This window comes from Acinetobacter rathckeae (genome assembly GCF_015627125.1).
GTDB lineage: Bacteria > Pseudomonadota > Gammaproteobacteria > Pseudomonadales > Moraxellaceae > Acinetobacter > Acinetobacter rathckeae.
In genome coordinates, this window is sequence record NZ_VTDO01000004.1 from 64,141 (window position 1) to 80,993 (window position 16,853).

General features: G+C 39.6%; 18 protein-coding genes and 1 pseudogene. 14 read left to right on the plus strand and 5 right to left on the minus strand.

What is annotated here, in order from left to right; genetic code table 11:
- Positions 1-33: 33 nt before the first annotated feature.
- From pgaB to elbB, 3 genes are all read left to right on the plus strand, one after another.
- Positions 34-2,034, plus strand: coding sequence for a poly-beta-1,6-N-acetyl-D-glucosamine N-deacetylase PgaB (pgaB, locus tag I2F31_RS07870; RefSeq protein WP_195773712.1), 2,001 nt, complete (start codon positions 34-36; stop codon positions 2,032-2,034).
- A 62-nt stretch (positions 2,035-2,096) separates the two neighbouring features.
- Positions 2,097-2,921, plus strand: a complete 825-nt coding sequence (locus I2F31_RS07875; protein WP_195773714.1) for an AraC family transcriptional regulator — start codon at positions 2,097-2,099, stop codon at positions 2,919-2,921.
- An 80-nt stretch (positions 2,922-3,001) separates the two neighbouring features.
- Entirely contained in the window at positions 3,002-3,643 is a 642-nt protein-coding gene (gene elbB / locus I2F31_RS07880; protein WP_195773716.1) for an isoprenoid biosynthesis glyoxalase ElbB, read from the plus strand.
- Here the strand turns inward: elbB and adhP are convergent.
- The 3 genes and pseudogenes from adhP to I2F31_RS07890 form a co-directional block, all read right to left on the minus strand.
- Positions 3,567-4,463 (minus strand): annotated as a pseudogene (gene adhP, locus I2F31_RS07885) (alcohol dehydrogenase AdhP); the annotation flags it as partial. The gene elbB and the pseudogene adhP sit on opposite strands and share 77 nt — an antisense overlap.
- A gap of 25 nt (positions 4,464-4,488) precedes the next feature.
- Positions 4,489-4,617 (minus strand): hypothetical protein, encoded by a 129-nt coding sequence (locus I2F31_RS13400; protein WP_266096543.1) that lies wholly within the window; start codon positions 4,615-4,617, stop codon positions 4,489-4,491.
- A 351-nt stretch (positions 4,618-4,968) separates the two neighbouring features.
- On the minus strand, positions 4,969-5,238 hold the full coding sequence (locus I2F31_RS07890) for a hypothetical protein (protein WP_195768762.1): 270 nt from the start codon (positions 5,236-5,238) through the stop codon (positions 4,969-4,971).
- Positions 5,239-5,458: 220 nt separating this feature from the next.
- Between I2F31_RS07890 and I2F31_RS07895 the strand changes: the two genes are divergently transcribed.
- Complete coding sequence (locus tag I2F31_RS07895; protein WP_195768761.1) at positions 5,459-5,884, plus strand: BLUF domain-containing protein; 426 nt, start codon at positions 5,459-5,461, stop codon at positions 5,882-5,884.
- 122 nt (positions 5,885-6,006) lie between these two features.
- A complete protein-coding gene (locus tag I2F31_RS07900; RefSeq protein WP_195768760.1) occupies positions 6,007-6,435 on the plus strand; it encodes a BLUF domain-containing protein in 429 nt (142 codons plus the stop codon).
- Positions 6,436-6,541: 106 nt separating this feature from the next.
- Here I2F31_RS07900 and I2F31_RS07905 read toward each other — a convergent pair whose 3' ends face one another.
- A complete protein-coding gene (locus I2F31_RS07905; RefSeq protein WP_195768759.1) occupies positions 6,542-7,399 on the minus strand; it encodes an SDR family oxidoreductase in 858 nt (285 codons plus the stop codon).
- A 111-nt stretch (positions 7,400-7,510) separates the two neighbouring features.
- On the opposite strand from I2F31_RS07905, the gene I2F31_RS07910 reads away from it, so the two are divergent.
- The 5 genes from I2F31_RS07910 to I2F31_RS07930 all read left to right on the plus strand — a co-directional run bounded on the left by I2F31_RS07910 (position 7,511) and on the right by I2F31_RS07930 (position 11,046).
- Complete coding sequence (locus I2F31_RS07910; RefSeq protein WP_195768758.1) at positions 7,511-7,876, plus strand: winged helix-turn-helix transcriptional regulator; 366 nt, start codon at positions 7,511-7,513, stop codon at positions 7,874-7,876.
- Positions 7,877-8,178: 302 nt separating this feature from the next.
- Entirely contained in the window at positions 8,179-8,967 is a 789-nt protein-coding gene (locus tag I2F31_RS07915) for a transporter substrate-binding domain-containing protein (protein WP_195768757.1), read from the plus strand.
- Positions 8,968-9,003: 36 nt separating this feature from the next.
- The gene (locus I2F31_RS07920; protein ID WP_195768756.1) at positions 9,004-9,675 is read left to right on the plus strand and encodes an amino acid ABC transporter permease; all 672 of its coding nucleotides are present in this window, start codon (positions 9,004-9,006) and stop codon (positions 9,673-9,675) included.
- Entirely contained in the window at positions 9,672-10,337 is a 666-nt protein-coding gene (locus I2F31_RS07925; protein WP_228285088.1) for an amino acid ABC transporter permease, read from the plus strand. Before I2F31_RS07920 ends, I2F31_RS07925 begins: the two co-directional genes overlap by 4 nt.
- On the plus strand, positions 10,315-11,046 hold the full coding sequence (locus tag I2F31_RS07930; protein ID WP_195773720.1) for an amino acid ABC transporter ATP-binding protein: 732 nt from the start codon (positions 10,315-10,317) through the stop codon (positions 11,044-11,046). Before I2F31_RS07925 ends, I2F31_RS07930 begins: the two co-directional genes overlap by 23 nt.
- 35 nt (positions 11,047-11,081) lie before the next feature.
- Here I2F31_RS07930 and I2F31_RS07935 read toward each other — a convergent pair whose 3' ends face one another.
- Positions 11,082-11,969 carry a LysR family transcriptional regulator gene (locus I2F31_RS07935; RefSeq protein WP_195773721.1) on the minus strand — a complete coding sequence of 296 codons (888 nt, stop codon included), beginning with the start codon at positions 11,967-11,969 and terminating at the stop codon, positions 11,082-11,084.
- 107 nt (positions 11,970-12,076) lie between these two features.
- On the opposite strand from I2F31_RS07935, the gene I2F31_RS07940 reads away from it, so the two are divergent.
- The 4 genes from I2F31_RS07940 (at position 12,077) to I2F31_RS07955 (ending at position 16,740) form a co-directional block, all read left to right on the plus strand.
- Complete coding sequence (locus I2F31_RS07940; RefSeq protein WP_195768753.1) at positions 12,077-12,997, plus strand: alpha/beta hydrolase; 921 nt, start codon at positions 12,077-12,079, stop codon at positions 12,995-12,997.
- A gap of 30 nt (positions 12,998-13,027) precedes the next feature.
- On the plus strand, positions 13,028-13,975 hold the full coding sequence (locus tag I2F31_RS07945; RefSeq protein ID WP_195768752.1) for an alpha/beta hydrolase: 948 nt from the start codon (positions 13,028-13,030) through the stop codon (positions 13,973-13,975).
- A gap of 166 nt (positions 13,976-14,141) precedes the next feature.
- The gene (locus tag I2F31_RS07950) at positions 14,142-15,074 is read left to right on the plus strand and encodes a dihydrodipicolinate synthase family protein (protein WP_195768751.1); all 933 of its coding nucleotides are present in this window, start codon (positions 14,142-14,144) and stop codon (positions 15,072-15,074) included.
- Between the two features lie 88 nt (positions 15,075-15,162).
- Positions 15,163-16,740 carry an aldehyde dehydrogenase (NADP(+)) gene (locus I2F31_RS07955; protein WP_195773723.1) on the plus strand — a complete coding sequence of 526 codons (1,578 nt, stop codon included), beginning with the start codon at positions 15,163-15,165 and terminating at the stop codon, positions 16,738-16,740.
- Positions 16,741-16,853 lie beyond the last annotated feature (113 nt).

Sequence of the window (16,853 nt, forward strand, 5' to 3'; positions counted from 1 at the left end):
TTGTAATGGGCCAATTGGTTGTATAGGAAAGATATGCTAAGCCACATTTTAAAAAAAACACGTCGCAGTTGTATTGCTATGGCAATACTGGCCACAAGTGCTGCCCTGCATGCACAAACGCCGTCAAATACGGCAGATCCTTTAACAGTCATTGGTTACCATGAGGTCACGAATGCTGCAAATGATGCTGTGATACCCATGTATGCAGTGACCACCACGAACTTTGAAGCACAAATCAACTATTTGAAAAATAATGGTTTCCATTTTATTTCTACCGACCAGTTGATTAAAGCACATGCAGGTCAAATCACATTGCCACCTAAGCCTGTGCTACTAACAGTCGATGATGGCTATGAGTCGTTTTATAGCAACATTTACCCCTTTGTAAAAGCCAATAAAATTCCAATTGTATTGGCGATAGTCGGTTCTTGGGTCGATACACCAAGTAACCAAGAAGTACATTTTGGTGATAGCGAAGTGGCACGTAATAAAATTTTAACGTGGGCACAAATTAAAGAAATGAGTGACAGTGGCTATGTCGAAATTGCCAGCCACAGTTATGACTTGCATCATGGTGTATTGGGTAATCCGCAAGGTAACTCACAACCTGCGGCCACAACACGCATATATAATCCAACGACTAAAGGTTATGAAAATGACCAGCAGTATGCACAGCGTATTTTTCAGGATTTGAAAAAGAACAATGATCGCATGAAAGCCAATGGCATACCGTCCCCACGTGTGATGGTTTGGCCGTATGGTCGTTATAATGCACAAACGGTGGCTGTTGCAAAGAAACTTGGCATGCCAATTACCGTGAGTTTGGACGATGGCCCTGTGTTTGTAAATCAGCCACTGAGTGCAATCAACCGTATTTTAATTGAAAGCAAAATGACGGTCGATGATTTGGGTAAAGAGATTTATAACCGTCAGCACGACTTAGGTGATAACTACCGTGCACAAAAAATTATGCATGTCGATCTTGACTATATTTATGACAAAGACGAAAAACAAGAAGAAAAAAATCTTGGTTTGCTGTTAGACCGTATTCAGCAAATGAATGTCAATACCGTGTATCTACAAGCATTCTCAGATACAGACGCCAATGGTTCAGCCGACATGGTGTATTTCCCGAATCGTTATATTCCAATGCGTCAAGACCTGTTTAACCGTGTCGCATGGCAAATTGAAAAACGTACACAGGTAAAACGCGTTTATGCATGGATGCCACTTTTAGCATGGGAGCTACCGAAAACTAACCCTGTGTCTAAAGACCTGGTGAAAACTGAGCAACCAAAAGCCAGTGATCATTTAAATATGGGTTACATTCGTTTGTCGCCGTATTCTGCACCTGCTCGTAAAGTGATTGAAGGTATTTTTGAAGATCTGGGTAAATCTGCGACATTTGATGGGGTATTATTCCATGATGACACCACGTTGTCAGACTATGAAGATGCGAGCCCTGAAGCATTAAAAGCCTATGCCAAAGCAGGGTTATCTACCAACCTAGAAGCAGTTCGACATGATGACCAGCAATTACAAAAGTGGACCGCATTTAAGACCAAAACTATTGATGACTTTGCAATGCAAGTGGCCAAAGATGTTAGACAATATCAGCCTGCATTATTAACAGCACGTAATATGTATGCTCAAGTGGTACTCAGCCCGTATGCAGAAAATTGGTATTCGCAGTCGTTAGAGCAATCACTCAACCGTTATGACTTTACGGCCATTATGGCCATGCCATATATGGAACAAGCCAAAGATAAAGATCAGTTCTATACAGATATTGTGAATCGTTTAAAGCAGTATCCAAATGGTTTACGTAAAGCGGTGGTCGAGTTGCAAGCCGTGAATTGGCGTAAAGACAATGCCCCAATTCCATCACAAGAGTTGGCTGATACCATTACTTCTTTATACAATCAGGGTGTAATTCATGTGGGTTATTATCCAGATGATCCAATTAAAGGCCACCCAGACCCTGCCGTTTTGCGTAAGGTCTTTGACTTGAAGCCAAACCGTGTTCAGCAATAATCTTTAAAGCAGTAGAACAAGCGAGGGAATCCTCGCTTGTTTTTTTATAGGAGTAGGCTATTGTGAAAGCAGAGCTTATAAGTTTAGCCAAGCATGTCTTGGAAAATTCTTTCGCCGTAGATCCCCCATTTTCTATTTACTCAGCACATCAGGTTCAAATTATTCAGAATGTGCCAATTTTGAAGCCATTACTTATTTTTGTTCTCAGCGGTTTGAAAGCATTTGGAAAACATGGCGACATTCAGTGCTTGGCGGGTGAATTTATTCTATTATCTGCAAGTACACAGATGGATATGCGAAACATTCCGCATCAAGAAGAATATTTTGCAGTACTGATTGATTGTGAATATGCAGACTTTCATGACTTACCACAAGGTTTTGGTGTGCCTAAACCCTATGTGAAAGGAGAAGTTGATCCTGCTTTAGCACTTGCTCTCAAACAGTTTATAGAAATTTCTTCTGTTGCACCTTTAGTAGTAACATCAGATCGAAAAAAAGAACTTTTAAAGCTCATTTATCACGCAGGTTATTCTGATATCTCTAATCTTTATAAGCACTTAACCATCAGTGAAAAAGTACAATCCTTGTTGTGTGAAAATAGATTACAAGATTATACGGCAGAGCAGATTGCATCATCATTATTTATGAGTGTGTCTACACTAAGACGAAAGCTGAAAAGAGAATCTGATTGTCTGTCTGAAATAAAACATCGGGTACGTTTAGCACATGGCTTACACTTAATTCAGACCACGCATTGGAGTATTGGTCATATCGCGAGTGAATGTGGTTATGTATCCGCCTCTAGATTTACTGAACAATTTAAACATCGCTTTGGTATGACCCCACGAGCCATTCGGAAAACAAAATTGCATGTTGAGAGCGAATAGTTGACGTTTAAACGTATAAATATTTCTGCTTAAAGCCACTATAGTTATATTTTAAATGTTAGAAAGTTTGGTCTATGACAATGAAGAAAATCGCAGTGGTTTTATCGGGTTGTGGTTATTTAGATGGGGCAGAAATCAGAGAGTCTGTTTTAACATTATTGGCTTTAGATACTGAACAAGTGACCTATAGTATTTTTGCTCCTGACCAGCAACAACATCATACAGTGAATCATTTTACACAAGATGTAAATGCTTTAGAGTCTAGAAATGTTTTACAAGAGGCGAGCCGAATCGCACGAGGAAAAATTCTTCCACTTACAGAATTAGATAGTACGCTTTTTGATGCACTGATTATTCCAGGTGGTTTTGGTGTTGCTAAAAACTTATCTAATTTTGCTTTTCATGGAGCAGATGGGCAGGTAAATACGCATATGGTTGAAATTCTTAAATCATTTCAATCCAGTAAAAAACCAATTGGGGCAATTTGTATTGCACCCGTTTTATTGGCCTTGGTTTTTGGTCATTTAAATCCAAAAATTACATTGGGGTCAGCTGTAAATATTGCCCAAGAGATTGAAAAAACTGGGGCAATACACCAAGTATGTGAAACAGTCAGTTGTGTGGCAGATGAAGAGCAGTTATTTGTTACAACGCCTGCATATATGGACGATGAAGCAAACTTGACTGACGTATTTCAAGGTCAATCACCATACGGCCTGTAATTTTACCTTGTTCCATTTCAGTAAAAATCGCATTAATGTCTTTCAGTGGGCGCTTAGTGACTTTAGGCACAACTTTACCTTCAGCGGCAAATTGGAAGGCCTCTTTTAAATCTTCACGTGTGCCGACTAAAGAACCCACCACTTGAATACCATCAAGCACTAAACGTGGAATATTTAAGTCCATAGACTCAGGCGGTAAACCAACAGCAACCAAACGCCCACCTGCACGTAGACAATCTACTGCAGCGTTAAATGCAGAGCGAGCTACAGCAGTGACAACCGCAGCATGAGCACCTCCGCATTTTTCTTGCATGATTTTGGCGGCATCTTCTTGTATTGGGTTAATGACTAAATCTGCACCCATAGATTTTGCCAATTCAAGTTGTGACTCATTGACATCTATAGCAACTACTTTGGCATTAAAGACATTTTTTGCATATTGTAATGCTAAGTTACCCAAGCCACCTAAGCCGTAAATGGCAATCCATTGACCGGGTTTAATCTCAGAGACCTTAACGGCTTTATAGGTTGTTACCCCTGCACATGTGATACTGCTTGCAGCAGCAGGGTCTAAATTGTCTGGTACTTTTACTGCATAGTCAGCAACGACAATACATTCTTGTGCCATGCCACCGTCGACAGAGTAGCCTGCATTTTTCACATTTCGGCAGAGTGTTTCATTGCCACTATTGCAGTATTCACAGTGGCCACAACCTTGAAAAAACCATGCCACACTGGCGCGATCACCGACTTTAAGTGAAGTTACACCTGAGTATACTTCTTTGACAATACCAATGCCTTCATGCCCTAAAGTTGTGCCTGTGACATCACCAAAATGTCCTTCTTTAACGTGTAAGTCGGTATGGCATACCCCGCAACTCCATACTTAAAAGTGCTTCACCGTACTGTAAAGGACGTAGTTTTTTATCTTGAATGTCTACACCATGATCTTTTTTCACAACTGCTGCTTTCATGAGTTTGCTCCAATTTACGTGTAATAAATTAACCCTGTTGCCGGTGCTATTTTGTTTTGTCTATGCATTTTAAATCTTTGTTGGCAACAGCTTTATATTACTCCCCTTACTTAAAAAATGAGGGTGTTTTTTTAATTTTTTAAGCTATTTTTAAGGCGTGAAAAATGGTATAATTAGCATATTGAATCCCGTGATTTTTAGTCGGGATTTTATTGTTATATGTTTGTTTTTTAATAAAAATATAAATTAAATATAGAGTGTATTAAAAGCCTTTGGGGTTTACCTAAAAATGATTACTTTTATTGTTGTGCTATGCATATTGTGAGGGATGTGTCAGAAGCAAAAAAATGCTTATATATTTGGTGACTGTGTTTTTAGATCTAAGGATTTATTGGTTTGAGTGACGGTAAAGGATTGGTCATTTATTAATATTTTCTGGTTCACTTGAGCTGTATCTAATAGCGGATACAGTTGAATATCAATTAATAGGTCATTTTCAGTATCGATCCAAATCCGATTTGTATAAACCTGACCCTGATGATCTGTGAAAGACTCTTCAATGCACTGTAGTTGCAACAGGTTAAGGTTTTCTGATTGTAAAAAGATAGATGAGTTGAACATCAAGTACCTAATAATTAAAGATATGAAGGCAGATTCTATTATTTCATTGGGGTACTGACAAAATGAATATTCTATTTTTTGTTACAAGTGGGCAATATTTGTAAGCCATGGCTTACAAATATTGCTTATTTTTCAAGCTTGTGGTTTGATTGTTGAGTAAGATGCTTTCAACTTTTTGTAAATTTAAACATACTCTACAAATCTGATCTGGATGATTAATGTGAAATTGCATTTTTTATGTTATTCGAGCATTCGTACAGGAAATCATGAAAATTTATTGGATGAAATTTCTGATATTTTAACAGTGGCACATACATTTAATAAAAAGCATCGGATCACAGGGGTATTATATTATTCACAAGGACAATTTTTTCAATATATTGAAGGTCTTGAGCAAGTCATTGAAGACCTATTCGACCATATTGCCGTAGATTCAAGGCATCACTATATTCACTATTACGGTACATTTCCAACAAGCGAGCGTCGCTTTAAAGATTGGTCTATGAAATACGTTCAAGACAACTCCCAAGTAAGTATGCTTTTTGAGCAACGAAAAAAATCCCTAATCCTCTTTGATCATTTAAGTGAAAATAGCCTCATGAAATTGATAGATGATTTAATGAATACTGATGAAACGACTCGCTAATCAAATATTATTCGGTATATTTGATGGCAGAAAAATAATGGTATTTGATTGCTTATTACACCTTTTTTATAGGGGTTACGACACAAGTGAAAATTAAATATTGTTATTTTGGCTTGGTAAAGTTGAATGAAAAAGAGACATTAATTGATCATTTATTTTCTATTCAGAGACTGATTTTAAAGTTTTCACAGCAATACGAAATTAATGGTGTTTTTTACTATGCGCACCAATCTTTTTTTCATTGCCTTGAAGGCGATGCAGATGTCATTGATATTCTGCTCTCAAAGTTAGAACAATTACAAATACTGTATTCCTGTAAGCATGTAAATGCAGTAGACACCGTGAGTTACAGTTCATGGAGTATGCGATATGTTACGAAAGACTCTGAAATATTTGAATTCTTAAAAGCAAGAAATTTAAATAAGTTTCAGCCACTAGCGCTTGATTCAAGCGATCGTGAAAAGCTCGTGACAGTGATTGAAGCTCAGTATACAACTAATAAAGTAAAATCCAAAAAAGGTTATAAAGTCAGAGGCTATAAAGCGTATTAACATGATTTTTAATATGTATGCCCTAAGTGTTCAAGCAACAAAGCCCTTTATTGAGTTAAGTTTATAAAGGGCTTTGTTTAAATAGTCACTCGTGAAATTGAATGAGTTAAGCTGTTTTGAGTTGTGTGATGAGTTGTTCTGGCGACATTGTTTCATGTCCAATCAGGGTGCTTAAATCATCTGATTCACTATACATGCCACCAAAGGTTGCTTGTACATCTGCATCTACAATCACATCAACTAAACCTTGTGGTAATCCAGCCTCACTGAGCGCATGGCTATAGTCTGTTGCTGTTAAGTTAATGTATTCGACAGTGGTGTTATATACCGTACTGATGGTTTGCGCCAATTCACTTAAAGTAAAAGCAGCTGATCCCGCAAGTTCATAGGTTGGGTTGTTTGATGGTGCATTGATTAATACATTGGCTGCAGCTTGTGCATAGTCTTGGCGTGAAGCCGCCCTAATTCTACCAATGCCTGCTGCACCATAAAGTTTTCCTTCAGAAACGATATGTGCAAGGTTGCCTAAATAGTTTTCGATGTACCAGTTATTACGTAGAAAAGCATATGCTAGCCCACTGTTTTGAATGATTTCTTCAGTGGCTTTGTGTTCAGTGGCTAAGCCAAGTGCACTGGTATCTGCATGTAATAGACTGGTATAGGCAACATACGGTACAGATGCTTTTACAGCGGCACTTATCACAGCCTGATGTTGTGGCACACGTTGCCCAACTTCACTGCCTGAAATCAGTAATAGGCGATCTACCCCTTCTAACGCAGGCTGTAAAGTCTCTATTTGGTTATAGTCAAATAGACGTACTTCAATGCCTTGGTCTGCAAAGTGTTCGGCTTTATGTGTATCACGCACTAAAGCAATAATATTTTTTGTAGGAATCTGTTGGCTTAAAGCCTGAATAACCAAAGTGCCGAGTTGACCTGTTGCACCTGTAACTGCAATTTTCATATAAACCTCTTGTGAAATGATGGGGTATTTACTGCACAAGATTTATGCTATGCTATTTACTAACTAAATGTAAGTACTTACCTAAAAGTAAGTATTGTAAAAAGGTAAATTATGTCAGCAACGCCATTAAAAGGTTATGTATTGTCAAGCCAATGTCCCTCTCGGCAGATTTTAGAGCACTTGACCAGTAAATGGTCGGTACTGATTTTACGTTGCCTAAGTCAACATCATGTATTGCGATTTAGTCAGTTGAAGCATCATATTGATGGCGTGAGTGAAAAAATGCTGTCACAAACTTTAAGAATGTTAGAGCAAGATGACTTTATTACACGTAAAGTCTATGCAGAAATTCCACCAAAAGTAGAATACCGCCTGACTGAGCTTGGGCAACAAGCGGCAGAAAAAATAGACCATTTGGTGTTTTGGATTGAAGAGAATCTTGAGGATATTTTAGCAAGTCGTCAGCAAGCACCATAAAAGTGACAGATTTTGTGTTGGTGTTGGTATATAGCACTCAAATAGATATATTTTAGCCATGAGAATGTATTGAGTGCTATTTTAGTGCGTTGAGGTGAGTCGTAATGGCTCCTTTTTTAGATTCATTTAAATTGCTTTATAAAAAGACGATGGAATCTCATCATCATTGCGTTCTATTTTTAATGATAAAAATAAATATCAATAATTTATTGTTTGTGTCTGCTGGGTTTTAAGGTCATGGCATGCTTATTGCTTACTAGTGAATATCTCTTTTTTCACTGTCACATACGCTTGGGGTCATTATGCTTAAACCTTCTTCTTTGTTGTTAGCACTTTCCGTTCTCACATCTGTGGCAGTGGTTCCAACATTTGCCAATGCCGATGCACTTGCAGATATTAAAAAGTCTGGTGTGATTAAAGTTGCGATTCCACAAGACTATCCGCCGTTTGGTTCGGTGAGTAAAGACTTACAAGCACAAGGTTACGACATTGATGTTGCAAAACTTATTGCCCAATCTTTAGGGGTGAAATTGGTGTTAGTCCCTGTGACCAGTGCAAACCGTATTCCATTTTTAACCACGAAAAAAGTAGACCTTGTGATTTCAAGTTTGGGTAAAACACCTGAGCGTGAGCAAGTGATTGACTTTGTGGGCCCATATGCACCGTTTTACTTAGGGGTTTTTGGACAAAAAAATGAATCTGTAAAATCTTTGGCTGAGCTTGCAGGTAAAACAGTTGGTGTGACTCGTGGTGCGATTGAAGATATTGAGCTGACTAAACTTGCACCTGCATCAACCACCATTAAACGCTTTGAAGACAATAACTCAACCATTTCATCGTTTTATTCAGGTCAGGTGAACTTAATTGCAACAGGTAACGTGGTTGCGGGTACACTCAGCAAAAACTTTACTAAAAAACCACTAGATACCAAATTTATTATTAAAAACTCGCCGTGTTACATTGGTTTAAATAAAGGTGAACCTGAGTTACACAATAAAATTAATGCCATTATTAGTACTGCAAAAAGCAACGGTCAGCTGAACCGCATTTCTGTGCAATGGTTGAATGCACCACTACCAAAACAGTTTTAATGATCGCATTGTGACCAATATGTAGAAGAGGGTGTAATGGCGTATCAGTTTGATTTTTCGAGTGTATTGCCTTATAGCGATATGATTGTTGCAGGTTTAGGTCGCACACTTGTGCTCACGGTCGTGGGTACGGTGTTTGGTTTGGCCTTAGGTATTTTTGCAGGGGCATGTCGTGCATGGAAAGTACAGCCATTGAGTGCAATTTTTCGTGTGTATGTTGAACTGATTCGTAATACACCTTTTTTAGTACAGTTGTTTTTCATCTTTTTTGGTTTACCTGCCGTTGGTGTGACCATGAATGCATGGACTGCTTCTATTTTGGCGATGGTGATTAATTTAGGTGCATACAGTGCAGAAATTGTACGTGCTGGTATACAAGCAACCGCCAAGGGGCAAATAGAGGCTGCTGAGTCATTGGCAATGACCCGCTTTCAAGTATTGCGGTATGTGGTTTTACCACCATCGCTTGGGCGAGTTTGGCCTGCATTATGTAGTCAAATTATTATTGTCATGCTTGGCTCATCTGTGTGTTCACAGATTTCCATGGAAGATTTAACCTTTGTGGCTAACTTTATTCAGTCACGTAATTTCCGCAGTTTTGAAATTTATATTGTGATTGCGGTGTTGTATCTGATGCTGTCTATCATCATTCGTGCCTTACTTTTACGTTTAGGTCGCATCTGTTTCAAAGGGAGTGACAGTGTATGATGATGCAAGAATTTACCCTTTGGGACATTATTCATAACCTACTCAATGGTTTTGGTTGGTCATTGGTGTTGTCTTTGATGGTGTTTGTACTTGGTGGGCTATGTGGGCTCTTGGTACTGATGTTACGCATTAGCAACGACCGTATCTTACAAAAAATTGCGATTGTTTATATTGAGTTCTTTCAGGGTACGCCGTTATTGGTACAACTTTTCATGACCTTTTTTGGTTTGGCACTTTTAGGTTTTGATACTTCTGCTTGGGTGGCGGCATCATTTTCATTGACTGCGTATGCGGCGGCTTATTTTGCAGAAATTTGGCGTGGTTGTGTACAGTCTGTACCTGTGGGGCAGTGGGAAGCTGCCAGTAGCTTGGCACTTACTCGCTTTCAACAGTTTCGTTATGTAATCTTGCCACAAGCACTACGTATTGCGATTGCACCGACGGTCGGTTTTTCTGTGCAAATTGTTAAAGCCACCGCAGTGACCTCAATTATTGGCTTTACTGAACTGACTAAAACAGGGTCTATTTTAGCGAATGCCACATTTGAGCCATTTTTAGTCTTTGGCTTAGTGGCTGTGGGTTACTTTATTTTATGTTTCCCATTGTCTGCACTCGCATCTTATCTTGAGAAAAAACTTCATGGCACTACTTCACATACATAATTTACATAAGCACTTTGGTGAAAACCATGTTTTAAAAGGCATAGATCTAGATGTAGAAGCAGGGTCTGTGGTGTCTATTATTGGGCGTAGTGGCTCGGGCAAGTCAACCTTATTACGTTCAATTAATGGTTTAGAAACCATTGATAAAGGCTACATTCAAGTCGATGGTACGGTGTTAGATGTCGACCGTACAGACTTAAGAGAATTACGCTTAAAAGTTGGCATGATTTTTCAGCAGTTTAATTTATTTCCACATTTAAGTGTGGTGCAAAATGTCATGCTTGCAGTACAAGTGGTGAAAAAAGTAGACAAAGCCACCACCCATGCTTTGGCATTAACCATGCTAGACAAAGTGGGTCTAAAAGCCAAAGCAGATGCTATGCCAAGCCAACTGTCTGGTGGGCAACAACAACGTGTTGCGATTGCTCGGGCACTTGCCATGTCACCAAAAATTTTATTGTGTGATGAAATTACCTCTGCACTTGACCCCGAGCTAGTCAATGAAGTGTTGGCCGTAGTACGTGACTTGGCACATGAGGGCATGACTTTAATTATGGTCACTCACGAAATGCGTTTTGCTCGAGATGTTGGTGACTACTTATTGTTTATGCATGAGGGACGTGTACATGAGTACGGCAATGCCAAGACCTTATTTGCTGAACCACAAACCGAAGAGTTACGCTCATTTATTCGTATGACGCAAGGCTAAAAGACCTGCTTAAAAGCAATGAAACAATATTGCTTTTAAGCACCTTTCAGTAAATTTTTTACAATTTCAAAAGCGGGCGAAAGTAGATTTCGGCTCGTATAAAATAAATACAATGGTGGTAAAGAAATACAGTACTCGGGCATTAAACGTTGCACCTGACCCGACTCAATGGCTTGTTTTGCAAGATCATACGGCAAATAACTAATTCCACAGCCTTGTATGGTCGCATCTAACATCTGCTCTAAATCATTCATAATTAATTGTGCTTTGCCTTTGAAGAAAATATGTTTTTTAGCAACATTTAACTCCCAAGGCATAATGGCATTTTCAGTCATTAATTGAATATAAATACATCGGTGTGACTGTAAATCACTTATATTTTTTGGCACGCCATGCAAATTTAAATAACTAGGCGAGGCCAATAGTACAAACTCAATTTCTTGGCTGATTGGAAAAGCGACCATATCTTTTTCGACCAAACGTCCCACACGTACGCCTGCATCATAGCCTTCTTTGGCAATATCAATACGTCTATTTTCAGACACAAGTGCTAAGCAAATATCTGGGTACTGATGAATCAGTGGTTCGAGTTTTGGCCATAAATGATATTTAATGGTGTAGCTGTCGGCTGAAATACGTACATGCCCACTGGGCTGATTTTTCATAAGGCTGAGTTGTTCTAAGCCTTGTTGAATATGCTTAATGTTTTGATCGATGCGTTCAAATAACTGCTCACCTGCCTGAGTTAGTCGTAAGCTACGGGTTGTTCGGTGAAATAACTTGAGCCCGATACTTTGTTCTAGGTGTTGAATACTTTGGCTGACTGCAGACTGTGTAATGCCAAGTTTTGTAGCAGTACGCGTGAAGTTTTGTTGATGTACCACTTCGCTAAAGATATTCAGATCATTTAAATTTACTTTCATAATTCATAAGAAATACTAATGGATGCTATTGAACTATAGCATCTAATCAATGAAATAAAATCTTGCTATTTTGTATTTAAGCCATAAAACAGATACAGGAGTCACACATGAACAATGTAAAAATACAAGCACCCTATTGGACGATTGCAGCAAATATCTATTATCCACCACAGTTTGATGCGAGCCAAAAATATCCAGCAATTATTGCAGCGCATCCGATTGGTAGTTGCAAAGAGCAAACCTCAGGGCAGATCTATGGTCAGGCTTTAGCTGAATCTGGTTTTGTTGTGATTGCCTTCGATGCAAGCTTTCAAGGCCAAAGTGGTGGTGAGCCACGATTTGTAGAAAACCCTACATTAAGAGTTGAAGATTTTAGAATAGTGACAGACTACCTTGTCACGCTTGATTATGTAGATGAACATAAAATTGGCGTACTTGGGATTTGTGGCGGTGGTGGTTATGCATTGAATGTGGCTTTAACCGAAAAGCGTATTAAAGCGGTAGCAACAGTAGATGCGGTGAACTTTGGCCGTTTATCTCGAGAAGCTTTTAGCGGTTGGGATCCACTCACTAAGCTAGAGCAAATTGCGACCCAACGCACAGCAGAAGCACGTGGTCAATGCCCTCGTGTAGATGATTTACTTCCACCATCTGTTGCTGATGCAAAAGCAGCAGGTTTGACAGACATTGATGTACTCGAAGCAACAGATTACTACAAAACTGCACGTGGGCAGTCACCACAAGGTCAGGCCAAAGTATTATTCTCACAGTCGGCTGTTTCAATCGGGTGGGACGCATTTCATTTGGCAGAAGTATTACTTACACAACCACTGCTAATCATTGCAGGAGATCGTGTGGGTGGTTTTGGTGCTTACCGAGACAGTTTAGAAATTTATGGCCGTGCATGTTCAAAGCAAAAAGAACTCTTTATTTTAGAAAATACATCACATTATGCCTTATACGATCAAGACAAGCCTGTGACAGAGGCTTTAGAAAAACTGATTCCTTTTTATCAAAAAAAATTGTAAGTCACAGGGTATATTCAGAGGTTAATACAGATGAAAACAGTTCGCTTTTTAAATACAAATGGTCAAAATATTACCATTGCAGCCAATATTTATTATCCAACATCATTTGATGCCAGTAACAAGTATCCTGCTATTGTTGTTACCCACCCAGGTGGTGGTGTGAAAGAACAGACTGCAGGAGTCTATGCAGAAAAACTGGCACAGCATGGTTTTGTAACCATTGCTTTTGATGCGTCGTATCAGGGCGAAAGCACAGGTTTTCCACGCCAACTTGAAAATCCATATGTACGCACTGAAGATATTAGTGCCGTGATTGACTACCTTAGCACGCTTGATTATGTCGATGCCGAGCATATTGGGGCGATGGGGATTTGTGCAGGGGGTGGCTATACTGCCAATGCAGCAATCAATGATCGCCGTATTCAAGCTATTGCAACGATTAGTGCTGTGAATATTGGCGCAATGTTCCGTAATGGTTGGGATAATAATGTTGAAGACCAAGATGCTTTAGCTTATATACAAGCCGGTTCAAACATACGTAGTGCAGATATCAAAAGTGGTGAGTTTGCACAGATGCCACTTGCACCAAGCAATGAAGCAGATGCACCGAATGAAGAACTACGCCAAGCGTGGGAGTATTATCATACCTCACGTGCACAGCATAAAAATGCACCAGGTTATGCCACTATGCGAAGTTTAACGCAATTAATTGCTTATGATGCATATAACAAAGCTGAAGCATTTTTAACTCAGCCTATATTGGCAATTGCAGGTGCAAAAGCGGGCAGCAAATGGATGAGTGAGGACTTGATTGTACGTGCGGCAAGCTCGGAAAAAAGTCTTTATGTGATTGAAGATGCAAATCATATGCAGTTATATGATGTTGCGATGTATGTTGAAAATGCAGTATCACAACTGAGCATATTTTTTAACAGTACCTTTAATAATGCTTTAGTTAAAGTATGGCCATCAATATAGATGGTCATACTTTTTTAGTGGGTCATCACGAAGAGCAATAAGAACCTATAGGGTTGGAACTTTTAGTATTTGAGTGAAATTGAAATCACAAATACTTTACCTTAAACCGCTTTCATTTTTATTTCGTATACGATATATTAAAATTAATCTTAAAAAGGACACAACAATGAATAATATTTTTACAGGTACTATCCCAGCCCTTATGACGCCATGCACAGCAGATCGTCAGCCAGATTTTGATGCTTTGGTAAAAAAAGCCAAGCAACTGATTGAAGCAGGCATGAGTGCAGTGGTGTATTGCGGTTCAATGGGGGATTGGCCACTTTTAACAGAACAACAACGCCAAGAAGGGGTGGCACGTTTGGTTGAAGCAGGGATTCCAACCATTGTGGGTACAGGTGCAATTAACAGTAAAGAAGCGGTTTCACATGCAGCTCACGCACAAAAGGTGGGTGCACAGGGTTTAATGGTGATTCCTCGTGTATTGTCACGTGGTAGCTCACCTGCAGCACAAAAAGCCCACTTTTCGGCAATCTTAGCGGCGGCACCCAATATTCCTGCGGTGATTTACAACAGCCCATATTATGGCTTTGCAACACGTGCAGATTTATTTTTTGATTTACGCACAAGCTTTCCAAACTTGATTGGTTTTAAAGAATTTGGTGGGGCTACCGATATGCGTTATGCCTCAGAATTTATTACCTCACAAGATGATGTCACGCTTATGGCAGGTGTAGACACACAAGTGTTTCATGGCTTTGTGAACTGTAATGCTACAGGAGCAATTACAGGGATTGGTAATGCCTTACCAAAAGAAGTGTTGCACTTGGTAGAACTGAGTAAAAAAGCTGCTGAAGGTGATGCGTTAAGCTACAGATTGGGGCAAGAATTATCTGTCGCTTTAAATGTGCTTTCATCATTTGATGAAGGTTGTGACTTGGTATTGTATTACAAATATTTATTGGTACTTAATGGCGATACCGAGTACGAGCTACACTTTAACGAAACAGATAAATTAAGTGAATCACAGCGTAAATATGCCGAGCAACAATATAAGCAATTCCGTGTTTGGTATAAAAATTGGATTGCAGAACAATAAACATATCTCATACTTTAAAGGTATATATACACGCATATCTTTAAAGTGAACGTCTTTTATCTTCAATATTTAAACATACAGGTGTTACATGACTTTAACGGGTGAAATGCAAATTGGTCAGCAACGTGTTGCAGGTACAGGTGAAGCAATTCAGGCGGTAAATCCAGCAAATAATCAAAGACTTGAGCCTACTTATTTGGGTGGAAATAAAGATCATGTAGACCATGCATGTACCTTTGCATGGCAAGCATTTGATGACTACCGTACTCGACCATTTGAGCAACGTGCTGTTTTTTTAGAAACCATTGCCACAGAAATTGAAGCACTTGGTGATGTACTTATTGAACGGGCTATGCTTGAGTCGGGGTTGCCTCGTGCGAGATTGGAAGGCGAGCGGGGACGTACCTGTGGGCAATTACGCTTATTTGCTAAAACAGTTCGTGATGGACATTGGTTAGATGTACGTATTGACCATGCACTGCCTGATCGTGCTCCATTGCCTCGAGCAGACTTACGCCAACAACATATTGCACTTGGGCCTGTTGCTGTGTTTGGCGCAAGTAACTTTCCTTTAGCATTTTCTGTGGCAGGCGGTGACACTGCATCTGCACTGGCGGCGGGTTGCCCTGTAGTTGTCAAAGCCCATAGTGCCCATCCTGGTACAAGTGAGCTTGTAGGAAAAGCCATTCAAAATGCTGTAAAAATCTGTGCTTTGCCTGAAGGTGTATTTTCCCTGCTATTTGGTGCAGGTGCGATTGTGGGGTCAAGCCTAGTGCAACATCCTGCGATTAAAGCTGTTGGCTTTACAGGCTCGCGCCAAGGTGGAACGGCATTGGTACAACTTGCGCAGCAACGTAAAGAGCCGATCCCTGTATATGCAGAAATGAGTTCAATTAACCCAGTCTATTTATTACCTAACGCTTTAAGTACAGATCCTGCCCAATTGGCTCAGGCTTTTGTGTCTTCACTTGCCATGGGTGCAGGTCAGTTTTGTACCAACCCCGGTTTAGTGATTGCCCTAGAAAGTGATGCATTAACACAGTTTAAAGACGTTGCAAAACAACGTTTGGCACATGTTCAACCACAAACCATGCTTACCGCAGGTATTTGCACAGCATTTGAGAAAAATATTGCCTTGGTGACTGAGCAAAGCAATGCTGAAATACTTGCAATAGGTACAAATCAAAGTGAGCATCAAAATCAGTGCATCGGGCGTTTATTTGCAGTCAAAGCAAATGAGTTTTTAAGTAATGATGTGCTACAAACTGAAATGTTTGGTGTGGCTTCCATTATTGTGAGCTGTGACAGTCTTGAGCAAGTGAAACAGGTGACGGAACATTTAGAAGGGCAGTTAACAGCAACCTTACATATGCAACCGCAAGATACTGCTTTTGCACAAGCGTTATTGCCAATTTTAGAGCGTAAAGTCGGGCGTATTTTAGTGAATGGTTGGCCAACAGGGGTAGAGGTGTGTGATGCTATGGTGCATGGTGGGCCGTATCCATCAACCTCAGATTCCCGCACGACTTCTGTGGGTACAGGGGCAATTTCTCGCTTCTTACGCCCTGTATGCTATCAAAACTTTCCTGAAGACTTATTGCCAACTGCTGTTCAGTCAGATAATCCGCTCGGGTTCATACGTTTGATCGATGGTCAAAAAGAATAAAAATATTATGCGTACCTATGTTTTTTGAAGCATAGGTATTTTTTATGTCTTATTGTTGAGATGACTTGCTTAAAATATCACTGTAGTCAATATAAAAATAAAACAAGGAGTAA

Excerpts from the sequence above, each read along its gene's own strand:
- pgaB (WP_195773712.1), top strand. The coding sequence starts at position 34 with ATGCTAAGCCACATTTTAAAAAAAACACGTCGCAGTTGTATTGCTATG.
- elbB (WP_195773716.1), top strand. The coding sequence starts at position 3,002 with ATGAAGAAAATCGCAGTGGTTTTATCGGGTTGTGGTTATTTAGATGGG.
- I2F31_RS13400 (WP_266096543.1), bottom strand. The coding sequence starts at position 4,617 with ATGAAAGCAGCAGTTGTGAAAAAAGATCATGGTGTAGACATTCAAGAT.
- I2F31_RS07890 (WP_195768762.1), bottom strand. The coding sequence starts at position 5,238 with ATGTTCAACTCATCTATCTTTTTACAATCAGAAAACCTTAACCTGTTG.
- I2F31_RS07905 (WP_195768759.1), bottom strand. The coding sequence starts at position 7,399 with ATGAAAATTGCAGTTACAGGTGCAACAGGTCAACTCGGCACTTTGGTT.
- I2F31_RS07910 (WP_195768758.1), top strand. The coding sequence starts at position 7,511 with ATGTCAGCAACGCCATTAAAAGGTTATGTATTGTCAAGCCAATGTCCC.
- I2F31_RS07915 (WP_195768757.1), top strand. The coding sequence starts at position 8,179 with ATGCTTAAACCTTCTTCTTTGTTGTTAGCACTTTCCGTTCTCACATCT.
- I2F31_RS07920 (WP_195768756.1), top strand. The coding sequence starts at position 9,004 with ATGGCGTATCAGTTTGATTTTTCGAGTGTATTGCCTTATAGCGATATG.
- I2F31_RS07925 (WP_228285088.1), top strand. The coding sequence starts at position 9,672 with ATGATGATGCAAGAATTTACCCTTTGGGACATTATTCATAACCTACTC.
- I2F31_RS07930 (WP_195773720.1), top strand. The coding sequence starts at position 10,315 with ATGGCACTACTTCACATACATAATTTACATAAGCACTTTGGTGAAAAC.
- I2F31_RS07935 (WP_195773721.1), bottom strand. The coding sequence starts at position 11,969 with ATGAAAGTAAATTTAAATGATCTGAATATCTTTAGCGAAGTGGTACAT.
- I2F31_RS07940 (WP_195768753.1), top strand. The coding sequence starts at position 12,077 with ATGAACAATGTAAAAATACAAGCACCCTATTGGACGATTGCAGCAAAT.
- I2F31_RS07945 (WP_195768752.1), top strand. The coding sequence starts at position 13,028 with ATGAAAACAGTTCGCTTTTTAAATACAAATGGTCAAAATATTACCATT.
- I2F31_RS07950 (WP_195768751.1), top strand. The coding sequence starts at position 14,142 with ATGAATAATATTTTTACAGGTACTATCCCAGCCCTTATGACGCCATGC.
- I2F31_RS07955 (WP_195773723.1), top strand. The coding sequence starts at position 15,163 with ATGACTTTAACGGGTGAAATGCAAATTGGTCAGCAACGTGTTGCAGGT.